At 67.6% G+C, this 17,452-nt stretch carries 8 protein-coding genes; 5 read left to right on the plus strand and 3 right to left on the minus strand.

Going from position 1 to position 17,452, the window contains the following annotated elements; all coding sequences use genetic code 11:
* Positions 1-34: 34 nt before the first annotated feature.
* The 4 genes from acnD (at position 35) to ACSFB7_RS31075 (ending at position 5,281) form a co-directional block, all read left to right on the plus strand.
* Positions 35-2,659, plus strand: a complete 2,625-nt coding sequence (gene acnD / locus ACSFB7_RS31060) for a Fe/S-dependent 2-methylisocitrate dehydratase AcnD (RefSeq protein ID WP_435476183.1) — start codon at positions 35-37, stop codon at positions 2,657-2,659.
* Between the two features lie 23 nt (positions 2,660-2,682).
* The gene (prpF, locus tag ACSFB7_RS31065) at positions 2,683-3,876 is read left to right on the plus strand and encodes a 2-methylaconitate cis-trans isomerase PrpF (RefSeq protein WP_435476184.1); all 1,194 of its coding nucleotides are present in this window, start codon (positions 2,683-2,685) and stop codon (positions 3,874-3,876) included.
* A gap of 26 nt (positions 3,877-3,902) precedes the next feature.
* Positions 3,903-4,763, plus strand: coding sequence for an isocitrate lyase/PEP mutase family protein (locus ACSFB7_RS31070; protein ID WP_435476185.1), 861 nt, complete (start codon positions 3,903-3,905; stop codon positions 4,761-4,763).
* A 137-nt stretch (positions 4,764-4,900) separates the two neighbouring features.
* A complete protein-coding gene (locus ACSFB7_RS31075) occupies positions 4,901-5,281 on the plus strand; it encodes a hypothetical protein (protein ID WP_435476186.1) in 381 nt (126 codons plus the stop codon).
* 127 nt (positions 5,282-5,408) lie between these two features.
* On the opposite strand, the gene ACSFB7_RS31080 is transcribed toward ACSFB7_RS31075, so the two are convergent.
* Together ACSFB7_RS31080 and ACSFB7_RS31085 are read right to left on the minus strand one after the other, a co-directional pair.
* Positions 5,409-7,094, minus strand: coding sequence for a M14 family metallopeptidase (locus tag ACSFB7_RS31080; RefSeq protein WP_435476187.1), 1,686 nt, complete (start codon positions 7,092-7,094; stop codon positions 5,409-5,411).
* Between the two features lie 38 nt (positions 7,095-7,132).
* Positions 7,133-8,077, minus strand: coding sequence for a hypothetical protein (locus ACSFB7_RS31085; protein WP_435476188.1), 945 nt, complete (start codon positions 8,075-8,077; stop codon positions 7,133-7,135).
* A 134-nt stretch (positions 8,078-8,211) separates the two neighbouring features.
* Between ACSFB7_RS31085 and ACSFB7_RS31090 the strand changes: the two genes are divergently transcribed.
* The gene (locus tag ACSFB7_RS31090) at positions 8,212-9,096 is read left to right on the plus strand and encodes a LysR family transcriptional regulator (protein ID WP_435476189.1); all 885 of its coding nucleotides are present in this window, start codon (positions 8,212-8,214) and stop codon (positions 9,094-9,096) included.
* A gap of 24 nt (positions 9,097-9,120) precedes the next feature.
* Here ACSFB7_RS31090 and ACSFB7_RS31095 read toward each other — a convergent pair whose 3' ends face one another.
* Positions 9,121-16,974: an autotransporter outer membrane beta-barrel domain-containing protein gene (locus tag ACSFB7_RS31095; protein WP_435476190.1), complete on the minus strand. Its 7,854-nt coding sequence runs from the start codon at positions 16,972-16,974 to the stop codon at positions 9,121-9,123.
* Positions 16,975-17,452: the final 478 nt, after the last annotated feature.

The following is a 17,452-nucleotide window of genomic DNA, read 5'->3' on the forward strand; positions in this document are numbered from 1 at the left end:
CTGCTGCGCCGGGCCCATTGACCGATTCGCCACGATGAACTCCCCCTACAGAAAACAACTCCCGGGCAGCGGCCTGGACTACATCGACGCCCGCGCCGCGGTCGATACGCTGCGCCCCGGCGCCTGGGACACCCTGCCCTACACCGCGCGCGTGCATGCCGAGAACCTGGTGCGCCGCTGCGACCCGGCGATCCTCGACGAATGCCTGCTGCAGCTCATCGAGCGCCGGCGCGATCGCGACTTTCCGTGGTTCCCGGTGCGCGTGGTGTGCCATGACATCCTGGGTCAAACCGCGCTGGTCGACCTGGCGGGCCTGCGCGATGCCATCGCGGCGGAAGGCGGCGACCCCGCGCAGGTGAACCCGGTGGTGCCGGTGCAACTGATCGTGGACCATTCGCTGGCCGTGGAGTGCGGTGGATTCGATCCGCAGGCCTTCGAGAAAAACCGGCAGATCGAAGACCGCCGCAACGAAGACCGCTTTCATTTCATCGACTGGACAAAGCGCGCGTTCGCCAATGTCGAAGTGATCCCGGCGGGCAACGGCATCATGCATCAGATCAATCTGGAGAAGATGTCTCCGGTGGTCTACGTGCAGGACGGACTGGCCTTTCCCGACACCTGCGTGGGCACCGACAGCCACACGCCGCACGTCGATGCGCTGGGCGTGATCGCGGTGGGCGTCGGCGGACTGGAGGCCGAGAACGTGATGCTGGGCCGCGCCTCGTGGATGCGCCTGCCGGACATCGTCGGCGTCGAACTGACGGGCCGGCGCCAGCCGGGCATCACCGCCACCGACATCGTGCTGGCGCTCACCGAGTTCCTGCGCAAGGAAAAGGTGGTCGGTGCGTATCTGGAGTTCTTCGGCGAAGGCACGCTGGGCCTGACGATCGGCGACCGCGCCACCATCTCCAACATGTGCCCCGAGTACGGCGCCACCGCCGCGCTCTTCTACATCCACGAGCAGACCCTCACCTACCTGCGGCTCACGGGCCGCGAAGACGCGCAGGTCGCGCTGGTCGAGAACTACGCAAAGACAGCCGGCTTCTGGGGCGACGCACTGAAGACCGCCAGCTACGAACGCGTGCTGAAGTTCGACCTGTCCGGCGTGGTGCGCAACATGGCCGGCCCTTCCAATCCGCACCGCCGGCTGCCGACCTCGCAACTGGCAGAGCGCAACATCGCCGTGGGCCTTGCCGAGGCCCGGCTGCAGGAGGCGGCGGGCCTGATGCCCGATGGCGCCGTGATCATCGCGGCCATCACCTCGTGCACCAACACCTCGAACCCGCGCAACGTGATCGCGGCCGCGCTGCTGGCGCGCAACGCCAACCGGCTGGGCCTCAAGCGCAAGCCGTGGGTCAAGTCGTCGCTGGCACCGGGCTCGAAGGCGGTGGAGCTGTATCTGCGCGACGCCGGCCTGCTGCCCGAGCTGGAGCAGCTCGGCTTCGGCATCGTCGCCTTCGCCTGCACCACCTGCAACGGCATGTCGGGCGCGCTGGAGCCGAAGATCCAGCAGGAGATCATCGAGCGCGACCTGTACGCCACCGCGGTGCTCTCGGGCAACCGCAACTTCGACGGGCGCATCCATCCGTATGCGAAGCAGGCCTTCCTGGCATCGCCGCCGCTGGTGGTGGCCTACGCCATCGCGGGCACCATGCGCTTCGACATCGAGCGCGATGTGCTGGAGGTGGTGGACGGCAAGGAAATCCGTTTGGCCGACCTCTGGCCGAGCGATGAAGAAATCGACGCCATCGTCGCAGCCTCGGTGCGGCCCGAGATGTTCCGCAAGGTGTACGAGCCCATGTTCGCGATCCACGCGGACAGCGGCGAGAAGGTGAGCCCGCAGTACGACTGGCGGCCGCAGTCCACCTACATCCGCCGCCCGCCCTACTGGGACAGCGAAGGCGTGGGCGCGCTCGCGGCCGTGCCGCGCACGCTGCGCGGCATGCGTCCGCTGGCCATCCTGCCGGACAACATCACGACCGACCACCTGTCGCCCTCCAACGCGATCCTGCTGGACAGCGCTGCCGGTGAGTACCTGGCGAAGATGGGCCTGCCGGAAGAAGACTTCAACTCGTACGCCACACACCGCGGCGACCACCTGACGGCCATGCGCGCCACCTTCGCCAATCCGCAGCTCGTCAACGAGATGGCGGTGGTCGATGGCGTGCAGAAGAAGGGATCGCTCGCGCGCATCGAGCCCGAAGGCCAGGTCGTGCGCATGTGGGAAGCGATCGAAACCTACCTGATGCGCAGGCAGCCGCTGATCATCGTGGCCGGCGCCGACTATGGCCAGGGCTCGTCGCGCGACTGGGCCGCCAAGGGCGTACGCCTGGCCGGCGTGGAGACGGTCGTGGCCGAGGGCTTCGAGCGCATCCACCGCACCAACCTGCTCGGCATGGGTGTGCTGCCGCTGGAGTTCAAGCCCGGCACCACGCGCCTCACGCTGGGCCTGGATGGCACCGAAACCTACGACGTGGCCGGCGAGCCCGCGCCGCGCGCCGACCTCACGCTGGTCGTGCGCCGCAAGAACGGCGACACGCTGCAGGTGCCGGTGACCTGCCGCCTGGACACGGCGGAAGAAGTGTCTATCTACGAGGCCGGCGGCGTGCTGCAGCGTTTTGCGCAAGACTTCCTGGCCGAGAACAAGCCGGCCGCCTGAAGACAACCACCATTCCCATCACCATGGCATCCGTTCCCCAAGTCAAGATTCCCGCCGTCTACATGCGCGGCGGCACCAGCAAGGGCGTGTTCTTTCGCCTGCAGGACCTGCCCGCGGCGGCACGCCAACCCGGGCCGGCGCGCGATGCGCTGCTGCTGCGCGTCATCGGCAGCCCCGACCCCTATGCCAAGCAGATCGACGGCATGGGCGCGGCCACCTCCTCCACCTCGAAGACCGTGATCCTGTCGCGCTCCACGCGGCCTGAGCACGACGTCGACTACCTGTTCGGCCAGGTCTCCATCGACAGCGCCTTCGTCGACTGGTCGGGCAACTGCGGCAACCTGTCCGCGGCGGTCGGGCCGTTCGCGATTGCACAAGGCCTGATCGACCGGGCGCGCGTGCCCCAGAACGGCACGTGCACCGTGCGCATCTGGCAGGCCAACATCGGCAAGACCATCGTTGCGCACGTGCCCATCGTCGAAGGCGAGGTGCAGGAAACCGGCGACTTCGAACTCGACGGCGTGACCTTTGCTGCGGCCGAAGTGCCGCTGGAATTCATCGACCCGGCCGACGAGGGAGACGGCGATGGCGGCGGCGCGATGTTCCCGACCGGCAAGATGGTCGATGACCTCGAAGTGCCCGGCGTGGGCAGCTTGCGCGCCACGCTGATCAACGCGGGCATTCCCACTATCTTCGTCAACGCCGGCGACATCGGCTACACCGGCACCGAGCTGCAGGACGCGATCAACAGCGATGCGAAGGCGCTGGCCATGTTCGAGACAATCCGCGCGCATGGCGCGGTGAAGATGGGCCTGATCAACGACATCGGCGAGGCCGCCAGGCGCCAGCACACGCCCAAGGTGGCCTTCGTCGCGGCACCGGCCGACTACACCGCCTCCAGCGGCAAGGCCGTGAGGGCGGCGGACGTCGACCTGCTCGTGCGCGCGCTCTCCATGGGCAAGCTGCACCACGCCATGATGGGCACCGCTGCAGTCGCCATCGGTACCGCGGCGGCGATTCCCGGCACGCTGGTGAACCTTGCGGCCGGCGGCGGCGAGCGCCAGGCCGTGCGCTTCGGCCACCCGTCGGGCACGCTGCGTGTCGGCGCCGAGGCTCGCCAGGTCGATGGCGAATGGGTGGTGACCAAGGCCCTCATGAGCCGAAGCGCCCGTGTATTGATGGAAGGCTGGGTGCGTGTGCCCGGCGACAGTTTCTGACCGATTGATTGAATGGAATTTCCCTGATGTCCACCCGCAAGCAACTCAAGTCCCTCGCCGAGGCCCGTCGCGGCCTGATCGTTCCTGGCGCGTTCAATGCGCTGTCCGCCAAGGTCATCGAAGACCTGGGCTTCAAGGCGATCTACATCACCGGCGCGGGCGTCACCAACATGTGGTTCGGCATGCCCGACCAGGGCTTCATGGGCCTGGCCGAAATCGCAGACCACACGGCGCGCATCCGCGATACGGTCTCGGTGCCGCTGATCGTCGATGCCGATACCGGCTTCGGCAACGCATTGAACGTGCGCCACACGGTGCGCACGCTGGAGCGCGCCGGTGCCGACTGCATCCAGTTCGAAGACCAGGTGGCGCCCAAGCGCTGCGGCCATTTCTCGGGCAAGGAAGTGATCTCCACCGAAGAAGCGGTGAGCAAGATCAAGGCGGCCGTCGATGCACGGCAAGACCCGGACCTGCTGATCATGGCGCGCACCGATGCGGCGGCCGTTCACGGCTTCGAGGCCGCGGTCGAGCGGGCGCAGAAATTCGCCGAGGCCGGTGCCGACATTCTTTTTGTGGAGGCGGTCACCAGCGCCGAGGAGATCCGTTCGCTGCCCCAGCGCCTGGCCAAGCCGCAGCTCATGAACATGGTGATCGGCGGCAAGACGCCCATCTTCAACGCCACGGACCTGGGCGAGCTGGGCTACGGCATCGTCCTCTACGCCAATGCCACGCTGCAGGGCGCCGTCGCCGGCATGCAGAAGGCCCTGACCGTCCTGCGCGACGAAAAGGAAGTGCAGGAATCCAGCGGCCTCGTCGTGACCTTTGCTGAGCGCCAGCGGCTGGTCGGCAAGCCGGAGTGGGATGCGCTGGAGAAGCGCTACACCTGACGGGGGCGAGAAGGAGGCCGAGGCCGAAGTCCGAGATGCGAGGCCCGAACCGACGACGTCCGGGCGGGCTTGGGCGCGAATGCCATGGCGTAGCTGGCTATATTCGGTGCATCCCCACCCTTTGCCCAAGAAGATAGATGCCGTTGAACGCCCAAGAACTGAAGCAGCTCGCCGAAGCCGGTGAACAGTCGACCGTACCCGCCTGCGGTTGCTGGCTGCACCGCGCGAATTCGTGGGAAAGCATCACCGAAGAGCGCTGGCCCGCCGACCTGCTCCTGCGCGTCGACACACTGCGCGCCGATGGCGTCGACGAACCCACCTTTGAAGAATTCCATCCGCACGGCACGCGCTACGACTCGGCCGATGCGCCGATCTCGGTCGCGCACTTTCCGTTCAACCGCTGCGACGTGTTCCGGTGCGTGGCTTGTGCGCGGCTGGTGCTGCGCTACACCGAGTTCGGCGGCTACTACGTCGACCATCGGGCGCGGCGGGTCGATGCCGCACTGGTGACTGTCTAAAGAGCCACAAGGCGTGAAGAAACCGTAGCGAGCGTGCCGAGCTTGCATCGAGGACCGGAGCCGTACTTTGTACGGTGAGGACCGCAGGTGCGAGATCGGGACGCGCAGTAGGTTTATTCACGCCTTGTCAGTCCAGCAGGCCCTTCCAGTACAGGCGGGCCGCAGCCACCACGGTCCGCATCTGCGTCGTGTGGGCCAGCCGGAACGCCGGGCCGCGAAGCGTCTGGTCGGGGAACTCCGTGATCAGCGTGAACGGCACCGTGGAGCGCTCGTCGGTCTCGACCATGCAGGGAATGCCGTTGATGCGCTCGAACAGCTGCTCGCCCACATGGGCATGCCACATGCGCTGCTGGCCCGCATTGAACTCGGCAAGCTCCGCTGAACCGGACTGCAGCTCTTCAGTGAGCGCGTTCAGGAAGCGCATGCCGTCATGCCCCGGATGGCGGCGCAGGATCAGGAAGAAGCCCTTGGGCACCGTCCACGACTCGTTGTAGCGCGGCACATAGCCGGCGCGGGGGCGCGTCCATTCGTGGGCCGGATAGCCGTGCAGGCTCAGGTGCAGCCGGGCACCGGTGCGCTCGATGGCTTCCAGCCGCGCGGCCTTCTCGCCGAAAGGCGGTGTGACCCGCGCCTCCAGGTCGTCCCCCAATGCCGTGTACCGGGCCGCATGCGCCATGTGCGCCGGATTCGTTTCTTGCAGACGGTGGTGGAGCGCCGCACCGTCGGGGTTTTCGAGCGGCACGAGTGCGTAGTGGGCGCCGCGCTGGCCGTTCAGGTGGCGGGCCGCGCGCAAGGCGCCGACCACGCCCGAGCTTTCGTTCGCATGCTGTCCGGCTGTGACCACCAGGCCCGGCAGCGTGCCGCGCACATGCACGCCGGCCACCTTTCTTCCCTGCTGCGAGGTCACGGAGAACGGCTCGCCGGGAAGCGCCGCCACGGCAAGCTCGACCTGCGAGGGCACGAGCGAACGATCGGCGGTGTCCAACGCCACTGCACCGCCTGCGGGCGGATCGACGCGGCGATGGGCCGTGAGCCGCACCGCAACGCGCGTGTCCCCATCGACTTGCGAGATCAGCGGAACGATCTGCCCCGGCTGCAGCGTGCGGTCGGCCTCGGGCAGGCCTGCGCGCGCCTTGAAGATTTCCAGGGCGCCGTAGTAGCAGTCTTCGTGAAGCCCCTCGAAGGTGCTGATTGTCTCGTGGCCAAACGAGAGCCGGCGCTCGATGCCGGTGGTTGCGATGTCGATTTCGAGCGTGTCGAACAGCGGCAGCGTGGCCGGCCATGCGTGGCTGCGAACGGCGTCGAGCGCTGTGTCGCAGGCGATCTCGAATTCGGTTCGCAGCGCCGCGTCTTCGGTCAGCGTGTCGCCTTGCCAGACGCGCAGCCAGCCGCATGGCGATGCGGTGCCGTCGTTCGGCGCGAACACCTGCCAATGCCTCTTGTCGGCAGTGACGCGATAGTCCGACTGAAGATCAATGCCCTCGACGAAGCGCAGCCTGGCTGCCGTGCCGATCAGGCCGGCCAATGGATAGGCTTCGAGACGGAAGCGCTGGCCCTTGCCGGCAGGTGTCTGAACCGCGATCTCGCCCGTTCCGGTGCCGTCGAACTCTTCGAGGAAGAAGTGCACCAGCGGCTTGTATGCGCTGCGCAGCACGGCTTTCACGCCCGCCTTGGACAGTGTTTTCTCGGCCGCCCGGCGGGCCGCCGCGTCCTCGAACAGCCAGGCCTCGATCCGTGTCACCGGATTCGCGGTAAAGCGCTCGATCAGTTGCGGCAGCGTGCGGGGAATGACTGTGTCGATCAGGAGGGTCATGGTGTGAGACGGGTCTGGGAGGTTGATGGTTCGGGCATTCATTTCGCAGCTCGCGGTTCACGCGCGGCCCTGCGGCGTTCGCCCAGCAACTCAAGGCGCGGCAGCAAGCTCTGAATGACCCGTGGCAGCAGGTAGATGGGCAACTGCGCACACGCGAAAAACAGCGCAATGGCGGGCGTTGCCGCGGACCCGAGCGCGGCCCACAACAGCCCGACGTTGCGATTGCCCATGAGCAGCGCGACATTGAGGCGGGTTCGCACGCTGCCCGGCGTGAGCAGGTACGCAACGGCCTGCACGCCGACATTCGCCGCGAATGCCAGCGCGATCACCGACAGGGCCAGGCGCGGATCATCGAGCAAGGACCGCTGCATGCCGGCCATGGTGCCGAGCGCGAAGACCAGCAGCGCGACGACCACGATGCCGTCGATCGCGCTAGCGTGGGCGGCAAGGCGCTCCTTCGCGAACCGGCGCACCAGGATCGCCACGCCCTCGGCCGTGCCGACCAGGAACAGCAGCCGCAGCGCCAGGCTGGCCGGCTCGATCGCAACGCCCGGGTCGCGGCCGAACCACTGCGCCAGCAGCGGCGCAGTGAACGGCACCAGGGCCATCGCCGCCAGGGTCGCGACCAGCGCGACGGCCGCATCGAGCCCCAGCATGCGGGCCACGGCCGAAGTGCCGCTGGCCGGCGGCGCGCAATAGGCGAGCACCAGCGCAAGGGTCCACGCAGGCGGCAGGCCCAGCGCATGGCCGGCCAGCCCTGCCAGCACCGGGCACACGACGATGGCGCACAACGGCAGCAGCACCGAGACCGCCGGCCGTCGCATAACCGACAGCACGGTGGCCGGATCGACGCGCAAGAGCGTGCCAAGAACGAAGATGAACACCGTCACCGGCATCAGCGGGCGTGCCGCTTGCGCGAGTGCCGGCACCAGCAGGCCGAGAAGGACGCCTGCCGCCAGGACGCTCGGCCCCTTGTTCGCCATGAAAACTCCTTGTGTGTGCCGGCACCGGATGCGCAGGCTACGTCCTGTTTTTATCTCGAAAGCGAATCTGTTGAATGTTCTATATCTGATAATCAGATTTACATCCTTCAACCGATTGCACCCAGAGGAACGCCATGGACCGTGTATTGCTCGAAACCTTCAAGGCCGTGGTGGACGAAGGCGGCGCCCTGAAGGCGGCCAGCATGCTCGGCTGCGCCCAGTCCAATGTGACGACGCGGCTCAAGCAACTGGAGCAGCGCCTTGGCGTCCAGTTGTTCAACCGCCTGGGCAAGCGGCTGCAACTCAGCGAAGCCGGGCAGCGCTACCTGCCCTATGCGGCGCGCATCCTCGACCTGATCGACGAGGCAACCGTCAACGCGCGCGCCGAGCCTATTGCGGTACAGCGCCTGCGGCTGGGCACCATGGAAAGCACGACAGCCATGCACCTACCCGGCGCGCTGGCCAGCTTGCGCCAGGCCTTTCCGGCGCTCGAACTGCAACTGGAGGTGGAGGCCGAGCCGGCCTTGTCGCAGATGCTGCTGCAGCACCGGCTGGACCTTGCCGTGACCGCACGCACGGCCGAGCGCGCAGGCCTGATCTACGAAGCGGCCTTCGACGAACCGCTGGTGCTGGTGGCCCAGGAAGACCCGGCCGAACTGCTTGCGCAGGCGCCTTCGCATGCACCGACGCTCCTTGCCTTTCGCGAAGGCTGCCCCTACCGCACCATGGCGCAGCGCTGGCTCGAATCGCGGCGCATCGCCTGTTCGCGCGTGCTGTCGTTCAGCACCTATGGCGCGGTGCTGGGCTGTGCCGCCGCGGGCATGGGCATTGCGGTGGTGCCGCGCCGGCTGGTGGAGTCGCAGGCACAGAACTACCAGTTGCAGGCCTACAGACCACGCGACCTGGCACCGGCCACCAGCTATTTCGTGCATCGCACCGACTGGCAGCCGGGCGTGCAAGCCAGGGCGCTGATGCAGGCGCTGCGGCGCTCCGCGCGCCGGCCGATGGCGCCGCTCTGACGGCACTGAACGCCGTCACGCGGATCACCACTTCACCCGCACGCCCAGCGAGCCGTTGATTCTGCTCTTCACCTTGGCGCTGCCGCCCGAAGACCAGAGCTTGCCGACCTCGGTGTAGAGGCTGGTCGTCTGGCTCAGCGCCAGCGTGAAGCCGCCGGCCAGCTCGGTGCTGGTGCTGCCCATCGGGCTCGCGATGTCGGTGACGGCCGCAGGGCTCACGAAGCGCGCGATGTCCGTGCCGCTTGACGCCTTGAAGACATTGATGCGGCCATAGGGCTGCAGCATGCCCATGCGGGTGTCGATCTCGCCCTTGACCCGCACGCCCGCGCGCGCGATCCAGCCGCTCTCGGGCCGCTGCTGCACCCGGGCGCCGCTCAGCGTTGCATCGTCCAGGCTCAGGTGCTGGTGGATGAGCTGGAGTTGCGGCTCGATGCTCCAGCCACTGCCTCCCAGCGGGAAAGCCTGCCCCACTTCGATGGAGGCCAGCAGGCTGCTTCCCTTGCCCCCGATGCCGGCACCGAGAAGGGGCTCCACGGTGTAGCGATGGCGCCCGGCCTGCAGCACGGCATCGGCATAGAAACCGCTGCCGTTCGTGTAGGTGCCGTAGACACCGAGGTACTGGCTGCGCAAGTCGTTGGTGCCCACGCGCAGGTTGTCGATGCCGCTGGCAAAGCCGCGCACGCGGACGTTGCCGTCGAGCTGGCCCACATAGAGGCCGGCGCGCCAGTTCGATGTGACCAGCAGGTCGGTGCCGGCCTGGAACCCGGTGAGGCGGCCTCGGCTGCCGGGCGCGACCGTGCCGCGCTGCTGGATGTCGATGTCGGTGGAAATCACCCTACCCCATGCCCGGCGGTCCCCTCCGGCAAGGCCGGACGACGGGGCACTCGCACCGCCCTTGACGTCGTCCTCGCCCATGCGCAGGTGCAGATTGCCGATCATGGCCAGGTTGCCCTGGCGCAGTTGGCTGGGCAAGGCCGCATAGAGCGGCGCTTCGGCGCGGTAGGCCGGCAGGCCCGGCGACGGCACGCCCGGCGTGGTGGGCGAGGCATCGGTGCGCAAGTACCAGTTCTGGCCGGCGCCGTTGGCATCGGCCGCATAGAGCCGGTATTCGTAAGCCCCCGCATCGACGTGGCCGCCCGCGAGCGCGAAGGCGTCCTTGGTGGTTTGCGCAGTGGTGGTGGCACCGTTCTGTGCGCTCACGATCTCGATGCCGTTGCCGCTCGTGAGCGCGCCCAGCCCACCGAGATTGACGATCTGCACGCTGGTCTTGCCGCCAACGGTCGCGGCGGGCCCGTTGAGAACGAGCCGGTCGCTCGCGCTTGCGCTGTCGCCCAATGCCGTGCCCAGGCGCAGGACGCCGTTGTTGCCGGTGTACGGACCGTTGACGGTCAGCGTCGCGCCGGGCGCGGCCCCCGCAAGGGAGACCGTGCCGCCGTTGGACAGGGAGGCCACGGTCTGGCTGAACCCCGCCAGATCGAGCGTGGCACCGGTGGCCACGCTGTAGGCAGACCCCGCACTGAAGCTGGCCGGCGCGCCGGCCGCCAGCGTGCCTTGGGCCACGTTGGTGGCACCCGTGTAGGTGTTGGTCCCCGAAAGGGTCAGGGTGCCGGTGCCCTGCTTGGCGATCGGCCCCGTGCCGGTGATCGCGCCGCTCAGCGTGGCGTTGAGGGCCGTGGTGTCGATGACGGCGCCCGTACCGCCGGTGATCTGCACGGCGTTCGGGATGACGACACCGCCTGCGCTGATGCCCAGCGTGGTGCCGTCGCTCATCGACAGCGGCCCGGTGCCCAGCGCCTGGCTGCTGCCGAGGTCGATGCGCCCCTGGTTCAGCGCGGTACCGCCCGCGTAGGTGTTGGCGCCTCCCAGCGTCAATGTCGATGCGCCGTCCTTGACGATGCCGCCGGCGCCGGAAACCGTGCCGCCCAGATTCACCGCATTGCCGCCCGGCAGCGTGAGGCTCGCACCCGCGCCAAGGCCGACGTTGTTGGAAAGGCTCAACGGGATGCCGGTGCTGTCCAGGGTGGCCGAAGCGGTCAGCGTCAATGGGCCGGTCCCAAGTGCGGCATTGTTCCCCAGCACCAGGCCGCCGCCGCTCAATGCGACACCGCCGCTGAAGGCGTTGTTGCTGCCCTGCAGCGTCAGCGTCGATGTGCCGCCCTTGCTCAAGCCGCCTGCGCCGGTGATCGTGCCGTTCAGGGTGACGGCACCGCCGGTGCCCGGCAGCGTCAGGTTCGCACCCGTGTTCAGGTTCAGGTTGTTGGCCAGGTTCAACGGCGCGCCCGCGTCCAGCGAAGCGGTACCGCCGACCGTCAGCGTGCCCGTGCCGAGCGCGCCGTTGCCACCGAGCAGCAAGCCGCCCGCATTGAGCGTGACGCCGCCGCTGAGGTTGTTGTTGGCGCCGTTCAGCGTCAGCGTCGCGCCGCCATCCTTGACGAGACGGCCCGCACCGGAGATTGCGCCGCTCAAGGTCAGCGGGTTGCTGCCGAGCACGTCCAGCGCGGCACCCGCCGCCAGGTTCACGTTGTTGGTCAGGTTCGTGGCCAACGCGCTCGCATCGAGCGTTGCCGCGCCACCCACGGACAGCACGCCGGAGCCCAGCGCCGCGTTGTTGCCCACGACCAGGCCGCCCGCATTGAGCGCGACACCGCCGCTGAAGCCGTTGGCGCTGCCCAGCGTCTGCACGCCGTTGCCCGTCTTGACCAGGCCGCCGGCACCGATGATCGTGCCGCCGAAGCTGGTGTCTCCTGCCCCGCCCAGCGTGAGCACATTCGCGCCGAGGTTCACGTTGCCCGAAGCGCCGGCCAGCGAGCCGATGGCCTGCGCACCGCCGGCAGAAATGTCAAGGGTGCCGGTGCCGCTCAAGCTGACCGCACCCGTCGACGACAGGCTGCCACCGGCACCCAACGCCAGGGTGCCCGCATTGATGTTGGTGCCACCGCTGAAGGTGCCCGCGCCGGTCAGCGTCAGGGTCGCGTTGCCGTTCTTGGTCAGGCTGCCGCCACCGGAGATTGCGCCGCCCAGCGTCAGCGCATTGGTGCCGAGCACGTTCAGCCCCGCGGCGGCCGACAGGTTCACGTCGTTGCCCAGCGTGATGGCTCCGGTCGCATCCAGCGTGGCCGAGCCGCCCACGCTCAATGCGCCGGCGCCCAGCGCGCTGATGTTGCCCACGACAAGGCCACCCGCATTGAGCGCGACACCACCGCTGAAGGTGTTGGCACCGCTCAAGGTCTGTATTCCGGTGCCCGTCTTGACGAGGCCGCCGCCACCGTCGATGACGCCGCCAAAGCTGGCACTGCCCACGCCGCCGAGGGTCAGCGTATTGCCGCCGAGGTTGACGTTGCCCACGGCTCCGTTGAGCGCGCCGATGGCCTGGTTGCCGCCCGCGGAGATGTCGAAAGCTGCGCCGACGCCGCCGAGGGTGACGGCACCGTTCGCCGACAGGCTGCCGCCCGCGCCCAATGCCAGCGTGCCGGTGGTGATGACGGTGCCGCCGGTGAAGTTGTTGGCGCCGGTCAGGGTTTCCTTGCCAGTGCCCACTTTGGTGAGCCCGCCCGTGCCGGCAATCGAGCCGCTGAACACGCCGTCTGTCGCGCCGCCCAGCGTCAGGTTGTTGGCGCCCAGATTGACCGAGCCGCCACCGATCAGCGTGCCGAATGTTTGCGTGCCGCTGCCGGCCGAAAGATCGAAGGTCGCACCGGTCGCCAGGGTCACGGTGCCCCCGCTGTACAGGCTGGCACCGGCGCCCAGCGCCAGGGTGCCGGTGTTGATGAAGGTCCCGCCGGTGTAGGTGTTCTTGCCGTTCAGGGTCAGTACCGACGTGCCGTTCTTGGTCAGGATGCCGGCACCCGAGAGCACGCCGTTGAGCGTCAGCGCGTTGTTGCCCTGCACGGTCAGGCCGGCATTCAAGCTCACGTCGTTGTTGAGCGTGATCCCGGGAGCGCTCGCCTCCAGCGTGGCCGCGCCGCCCACCGTCAGCACGCCGGCCCCGAGCGCGGCGTTGTTGCCGACAGCCAGGCCTCCCGCGTTGAGCGTGACACCGCCACCGAAGGTGTTCGTGCCGCTCAATGTCTGCACGCCCGCGCCCGAAAGGACCAACCGGCCGCCACCGCCGCCGATGTTGCCGCCGAAGCTGTTGTTGCCGGCGCCGCTCAGGGTCAGCGCATTGCCCCCGAGGTTCACGCTGCCCGATGCGCCGTTCAGCGTGCCGATGGTCTGGTTGCCACCGGCGGAAATGTCGAATGCGCCCGTGCCGCCCAGCGTGACCGCGCCGGTCGACAACAGGCTGCCGCCCGCTCCCACGGCCAGGGTGCCCGACAGGATCGTGGTGCCGCCGCCGTAGGTGTTGGCGCCTGCCAGGGTCAGGGTAGAACTGCTGTTGAGCGTGAGGCCGCCCGCGCCCGAGACGACACCGCCGAGCGTCAATGCGCCGCTGCCCTGCACCGTCAACCCGGCGCCGGAGGCAAGGCCGATGTTGTTGCCCAGGTTGACGGGACCATTCGCGCCCAGCGTGGCGGCGGCGTTGACCGTCAATGCACCGACACCCAGCGCAGCGTTGTTGCCGACGATCAGGCCGCCGCCGTTCAGCACGGTGCCGCCACCGAAGCCGCTCGCGCCGTTCAAGGTCTGCACGCCGGAGCCGTTCTTGACCAGCCCGCCGCCGCCTGCGATCGCGCCGCTGAAACTGGCGTCGCCCGTACCGGCCAGCGTCAACGTGTTGCCGCCCAGCAAGACATTGGTACCGGTGATGCCGTTCAAGGCATTGATGGCCTGGTTGCCGGCAGCGGAAATATCGAAGCCCGCACCGGCCCCGTGCAGATTCACCGCGCCGGTGGCCGCCAGGCTGCCGCCGGCCCCCAGTGCCAACGTGCCTGCGTTGACCGTGAGGCCACCGGTGAAAGTGTTGGCGCTGGTGAACGTCTGCGTCCCCGCGCCCTGCTTGACGACACCGCCGCTGCCGCTGATGACGCCGCCGAAGTTCAGATTGGCCAGCCCACCGAAGGTCAGCGTGTTCGCGCCCATCGAGATGTTGGTGCCGGTAACGCCCGACAGATCGCCAATGGTCTGGTTGCTGCTCGCCGAAAGATCGAGGGTCGCGCCGATGCCGCCCAGGTCGACCGCGCCGGTCGCCGCCAGACGGCCGCTCGCCCCCAGCGCCACCGTGCCCGCGCCGATCGCAAGGCCACCCGTGAAGGTGTTGGCGCTGTTCAGTGTCAACGTCGACGCGCCGTTCTTGATCAGGCTGCCCGTGCCCGACAACACGCCGTTGAAGGCCAGCGATTGGCTGCCGAGCAAGGTCAGCGAATTGCTGCCACCCAGCGTGACGTTGTTGGCAAGGCTCAGTGCCGCGGTTGCGTCGAGCGTGACCGCGCCACCGACCGTCAGTGCGCCGGTGCCCAGCGCGGCGCTGTCGCCAAGCAGCAGACCACCGCCGTTCGCCGTCAACCCGCCGCCGAAGGCATTGGCGCTGCCCAAGGTCAGCAGCGACGCCCCGTTCTTGACGAGGCTGCCTTGCCCCGACAGGACGCCGCTGAAGCTCAGCGGCTGGGCGCCCGGCAAGGTCAGCACCCCGCCCGCAGCCAACGACACGTTGTTGGTGAGGCTCAAAGGCCCGGTGCCCTCCAGGCTCGCGGCCCCACCGACCGTCAACGTGCCCGTGCCCAGCGCGCCGTTATTGCCCAGCAACACGCCGCCTGCGTTCAGCGTCAGCCCGCCGCTGAACCCATTGGCGCTGCTCAGGGTCAGCAGCGACGCCCCGTTCTTGACGAGGCTGCCCTGCCCCGACAGGACGCCGCTGAAGGTCAGCGGCTGGCCACCGGCCAAGGTCAGCGAAGCACCGGCGTCCAGCGTCACGTTGTTGGCCAGGCTCAACGACACGGTGCCGTCCAGCGTGGCTGCGCCGCCGACCGTCAAGGCGCCTGCCCCCAACGCGCCCGCATTGCCCAACTGCAGGACGCCGGCATTCAATGCCAGGCCGCCACCGAAGCTGTTGATACCGCTCAGGCCCTGCGTGCCGGTGCCGTTCTTGATCAGCCCTCCGGTGCCCACAATGGCGCCACCAAAGCTGTTGCTGCCCACGCCATTCAGGGTCAGGGTCGTGCCGCCCAGATTGACGGTGCCGCCGGCGCCCCCCAGCGAGCCGATGGTCTGATTGGCGGCCAATGACAGATCGAGGTTGGTGTTTGCCGAGAGGTTGATCGCACTGCCCGCCGACAGGCTTGCACTGGCCCCCAGCGCCAACCCGCCGCCATTGATCGACAGGCTGCCGGTGTGCGTGTCGACGCCGCCCAGGGTCAGGGTGCTGGCGCCGTTCTTGATCAGGTTGCCCGCACCGGACAACGAGCCGTTGAGGCTCAGCGCATTGCTGCCCGGCAAGGTCAGCGACGCGCCCGTGTTCAAGACCAGGTTGTTGGACAGCGTGAATGCACCCGAGGTGTCGAGCGTGGCCGAGCCGCCGACGCTCAACGCTCCCGTGCCCAGAGCGTTCGCGTTGCCCAACATCAGCCCGCCGGCATTGAGCGCGGTACCGCCGGTGAAGCCGTTGGCGCCGCTGAGGGTGACCGTGCCGGTGTTGTTGACAGCCAGGCCGCCCGGGCCGGACAACGCGCCCGACAGCGTGAAGGCATTCGTTCCCCCCAGCGTCAGGCTGCCGGTGTCGAGCGAGAAATTGTTGCTCAGCGACAGGCCGGCCGAGAACGCGGAAATCGCGCCGCCATTGACCTTGAACATGCCCGTGCCGAAAGCCGTACCGCTGTCGAAAGTCACCAGCCCGTCGCTCATGACGGTATCGCCGCTGACCACCGGGCCCTTCAGATTCCAGGTGCCGCTGTTGACGGTGAGGTGCTGGAAATTTTGATAGACAGTGGCACTGATGTCAGTCGCCGCGCCAGTCGTGCCCGCGCCCGGGTCAGTCGCGGAGTTCTGCAAGACCAGCGTGTTGCCGCCTCCCGCGCCGCCATCGACGACACCGGTCGCCGCGAAGCCGACCGGACCGATCGTGACGCCAAGAAAAACGCCGCCTCCGGTGTTGACGTTCGAACCGGAAACCGCGGTGAAGGTGTTGCTGGCGCCGCCCGCGCCCAGCGACACCGAGCCGCTGATCGTGCCCGCATTGATGAACGTATTGCCTGAAGTGGGTGTACTTGGACCGGGAACGCCCGACGCCTGGAAACCCACGCGGCCGGTCAGTGTGCCGGTGTTGATGAAGTTGACCTGGCCGCCGCCGTGAACCGCCACGTCGGGAGCATCCGCAAGCACGCCCAGACCCAGCCCCAGCAACGACGTGCTGATGGTGCCGTCGTTGCGGATATTGGTGACTCCTCCCACGCCGTTCCGCACCTCCAAAGCCATGCCGCCGAGGCTGAACAGCGAACCCAGGTTGCTGGTGCCTTGCATGAGGCCGTCGGCCTGGTTGTTCACATTGATCGTGTGGGCACCGGCGTTGCCAATGACGGCGCCGGTTGCAATAAGACTCAGCGCGCCACCCAGAGACGGATCGATGGTGCCCGCATTGTTCAGGGTGATGCCATTGCCGGTCAGGCTCAGCGCGGCGCCGCCCAGCAGCGGCTGAACGCTGAGACTCGCGCCGCGGCCCAGGTTCAGGGTCAGGTTGTTGGCGGTGGCGCTGTACGTCAGCCCGGTGCTTGTGCAATCGACCGTGCCGCCGTCGACTGGCGCCGGCGTGCAGGCCGCATAGACCGCGCTGCTGAAAAGCGGCAGGACGAGGACCGCAGCGAGGGCCGACAACCTGCGCCGTGCGCGCGCACCGCGAGAGCGGCGCGTGGTGCTGCCCCGGCCCGTGCCCTTGAACCTGGCCGTTTCAGGCGCGGCCACCCAGGCGCCGAGTGCCAGATTCCAAATGACGCGGTGAGTTCTGTTCATCTCCGGCCCTCCTTTGAACGCATCGCAAGCGCTGCGCCTCTTGCTTTTTGAGTGCATGAAGAAGTGCCCGGACCACACCTGTACCCCGACACGCACCAAAACGGGAGTACTGAGGTCGCGCCAACAATTGCATTTCAGGAATTAATTCCAGGCTCCTCGACATTCATGGTAACCACGAGTTACCACTTGTGCATCGGAAAAAATCTCATTGCTTGTACGGTGCAATGCAGCATTTTTCTGATCTTCTGGAATTTCCAAAAAACAAATTAGGTCGTCGGTATTCGCAGATGCAAAACCGTTCATGCGCTTGAAACTACCCTCACCTCCGTGCCTCGGAACCCCTCAGATTCAGAGGGCAAACGGTAAATATTTGCCACGATAGAAAGCGCGTGGATGTCGACCTTCAACTCTTTGACACATAGTCATTAAGAATTAATCAAATTTCCTGCGTCAGGTTTTTGAAAATTTAGAAACCATC

Origin of the sequence: Variovorax raffinosi, from assembly GCF_051216615.1 — a bacterium.
Lineage (GTDB): Bacteria > Pseudomonadota > Gammaproteobacteria > Burkholderiales > Burkholderiaceae_C > Variovorax.

What these genes read in the sequence shown, in the direction of transcription:
- ACSFB7_RS31090 (WP_435476189.1), top strand. Translation starts at nt 8,212, where the DNA reads ATGGACCGTGTATTGCTCGAAACCTTCAAGGCCGTGGTGGACGAAGGC.
- ACSFB7_RS31085 (WP_435476188.1), bottom strand. Translation starts at nt 8,077, where the DNA reads ATGGCGAACAAGGGGCCGAGCGTCCTGGCGGCAGGCGTCCTTCTCGGC.
- ACSFB7_RS31080 (WP_435476187.1), bottom strand. Translation starts at nt 7,094, where the DNA reads ATGACCCTCCTGATCGACACAGTCATTCCCCGCACGCTGCCGCAACTG.
- ACSFB7_RS31075 (WP_435476186.1), top strand. Translation starts at nt 4,901, where the DNA reads ATGCCGTTGAACGCCCAAGAACTGAAGCAGCTCGCCGAAGCCGGTGAA.
- ACSFB7_RS31070 (WP_435476185.1), top strand. Translation starts at nt 3,903, where the DNA reads ATGTCCACCCGCAAGCAACTCAAGTCCCTCGCCGAGGCCCGTCGCGGC.
- acnD (WP_435476183.1), top strand. Translation starts at nt 35, where the DNA reads ATGAACTCCCCCTACAGAAAACAACTCCCGGGCAGCGGCCTGGACTAC.
- ACSFB7_RS31095 (WP_435476190.1), bottom strand. Translation starts at nt 16,974, where the DNA reads ATGAACAGAACTCACCGCGTCATTTGGAATCTGGCACTCGGCGCCTGG.
- prpF (WP_435476184.1), top strand. Translation starts at nt 2,683, where the DNA reads ATGGCATCCGTTCCCCAAGTCAAGATTCCCGCCGTCTACATGCGCGGC.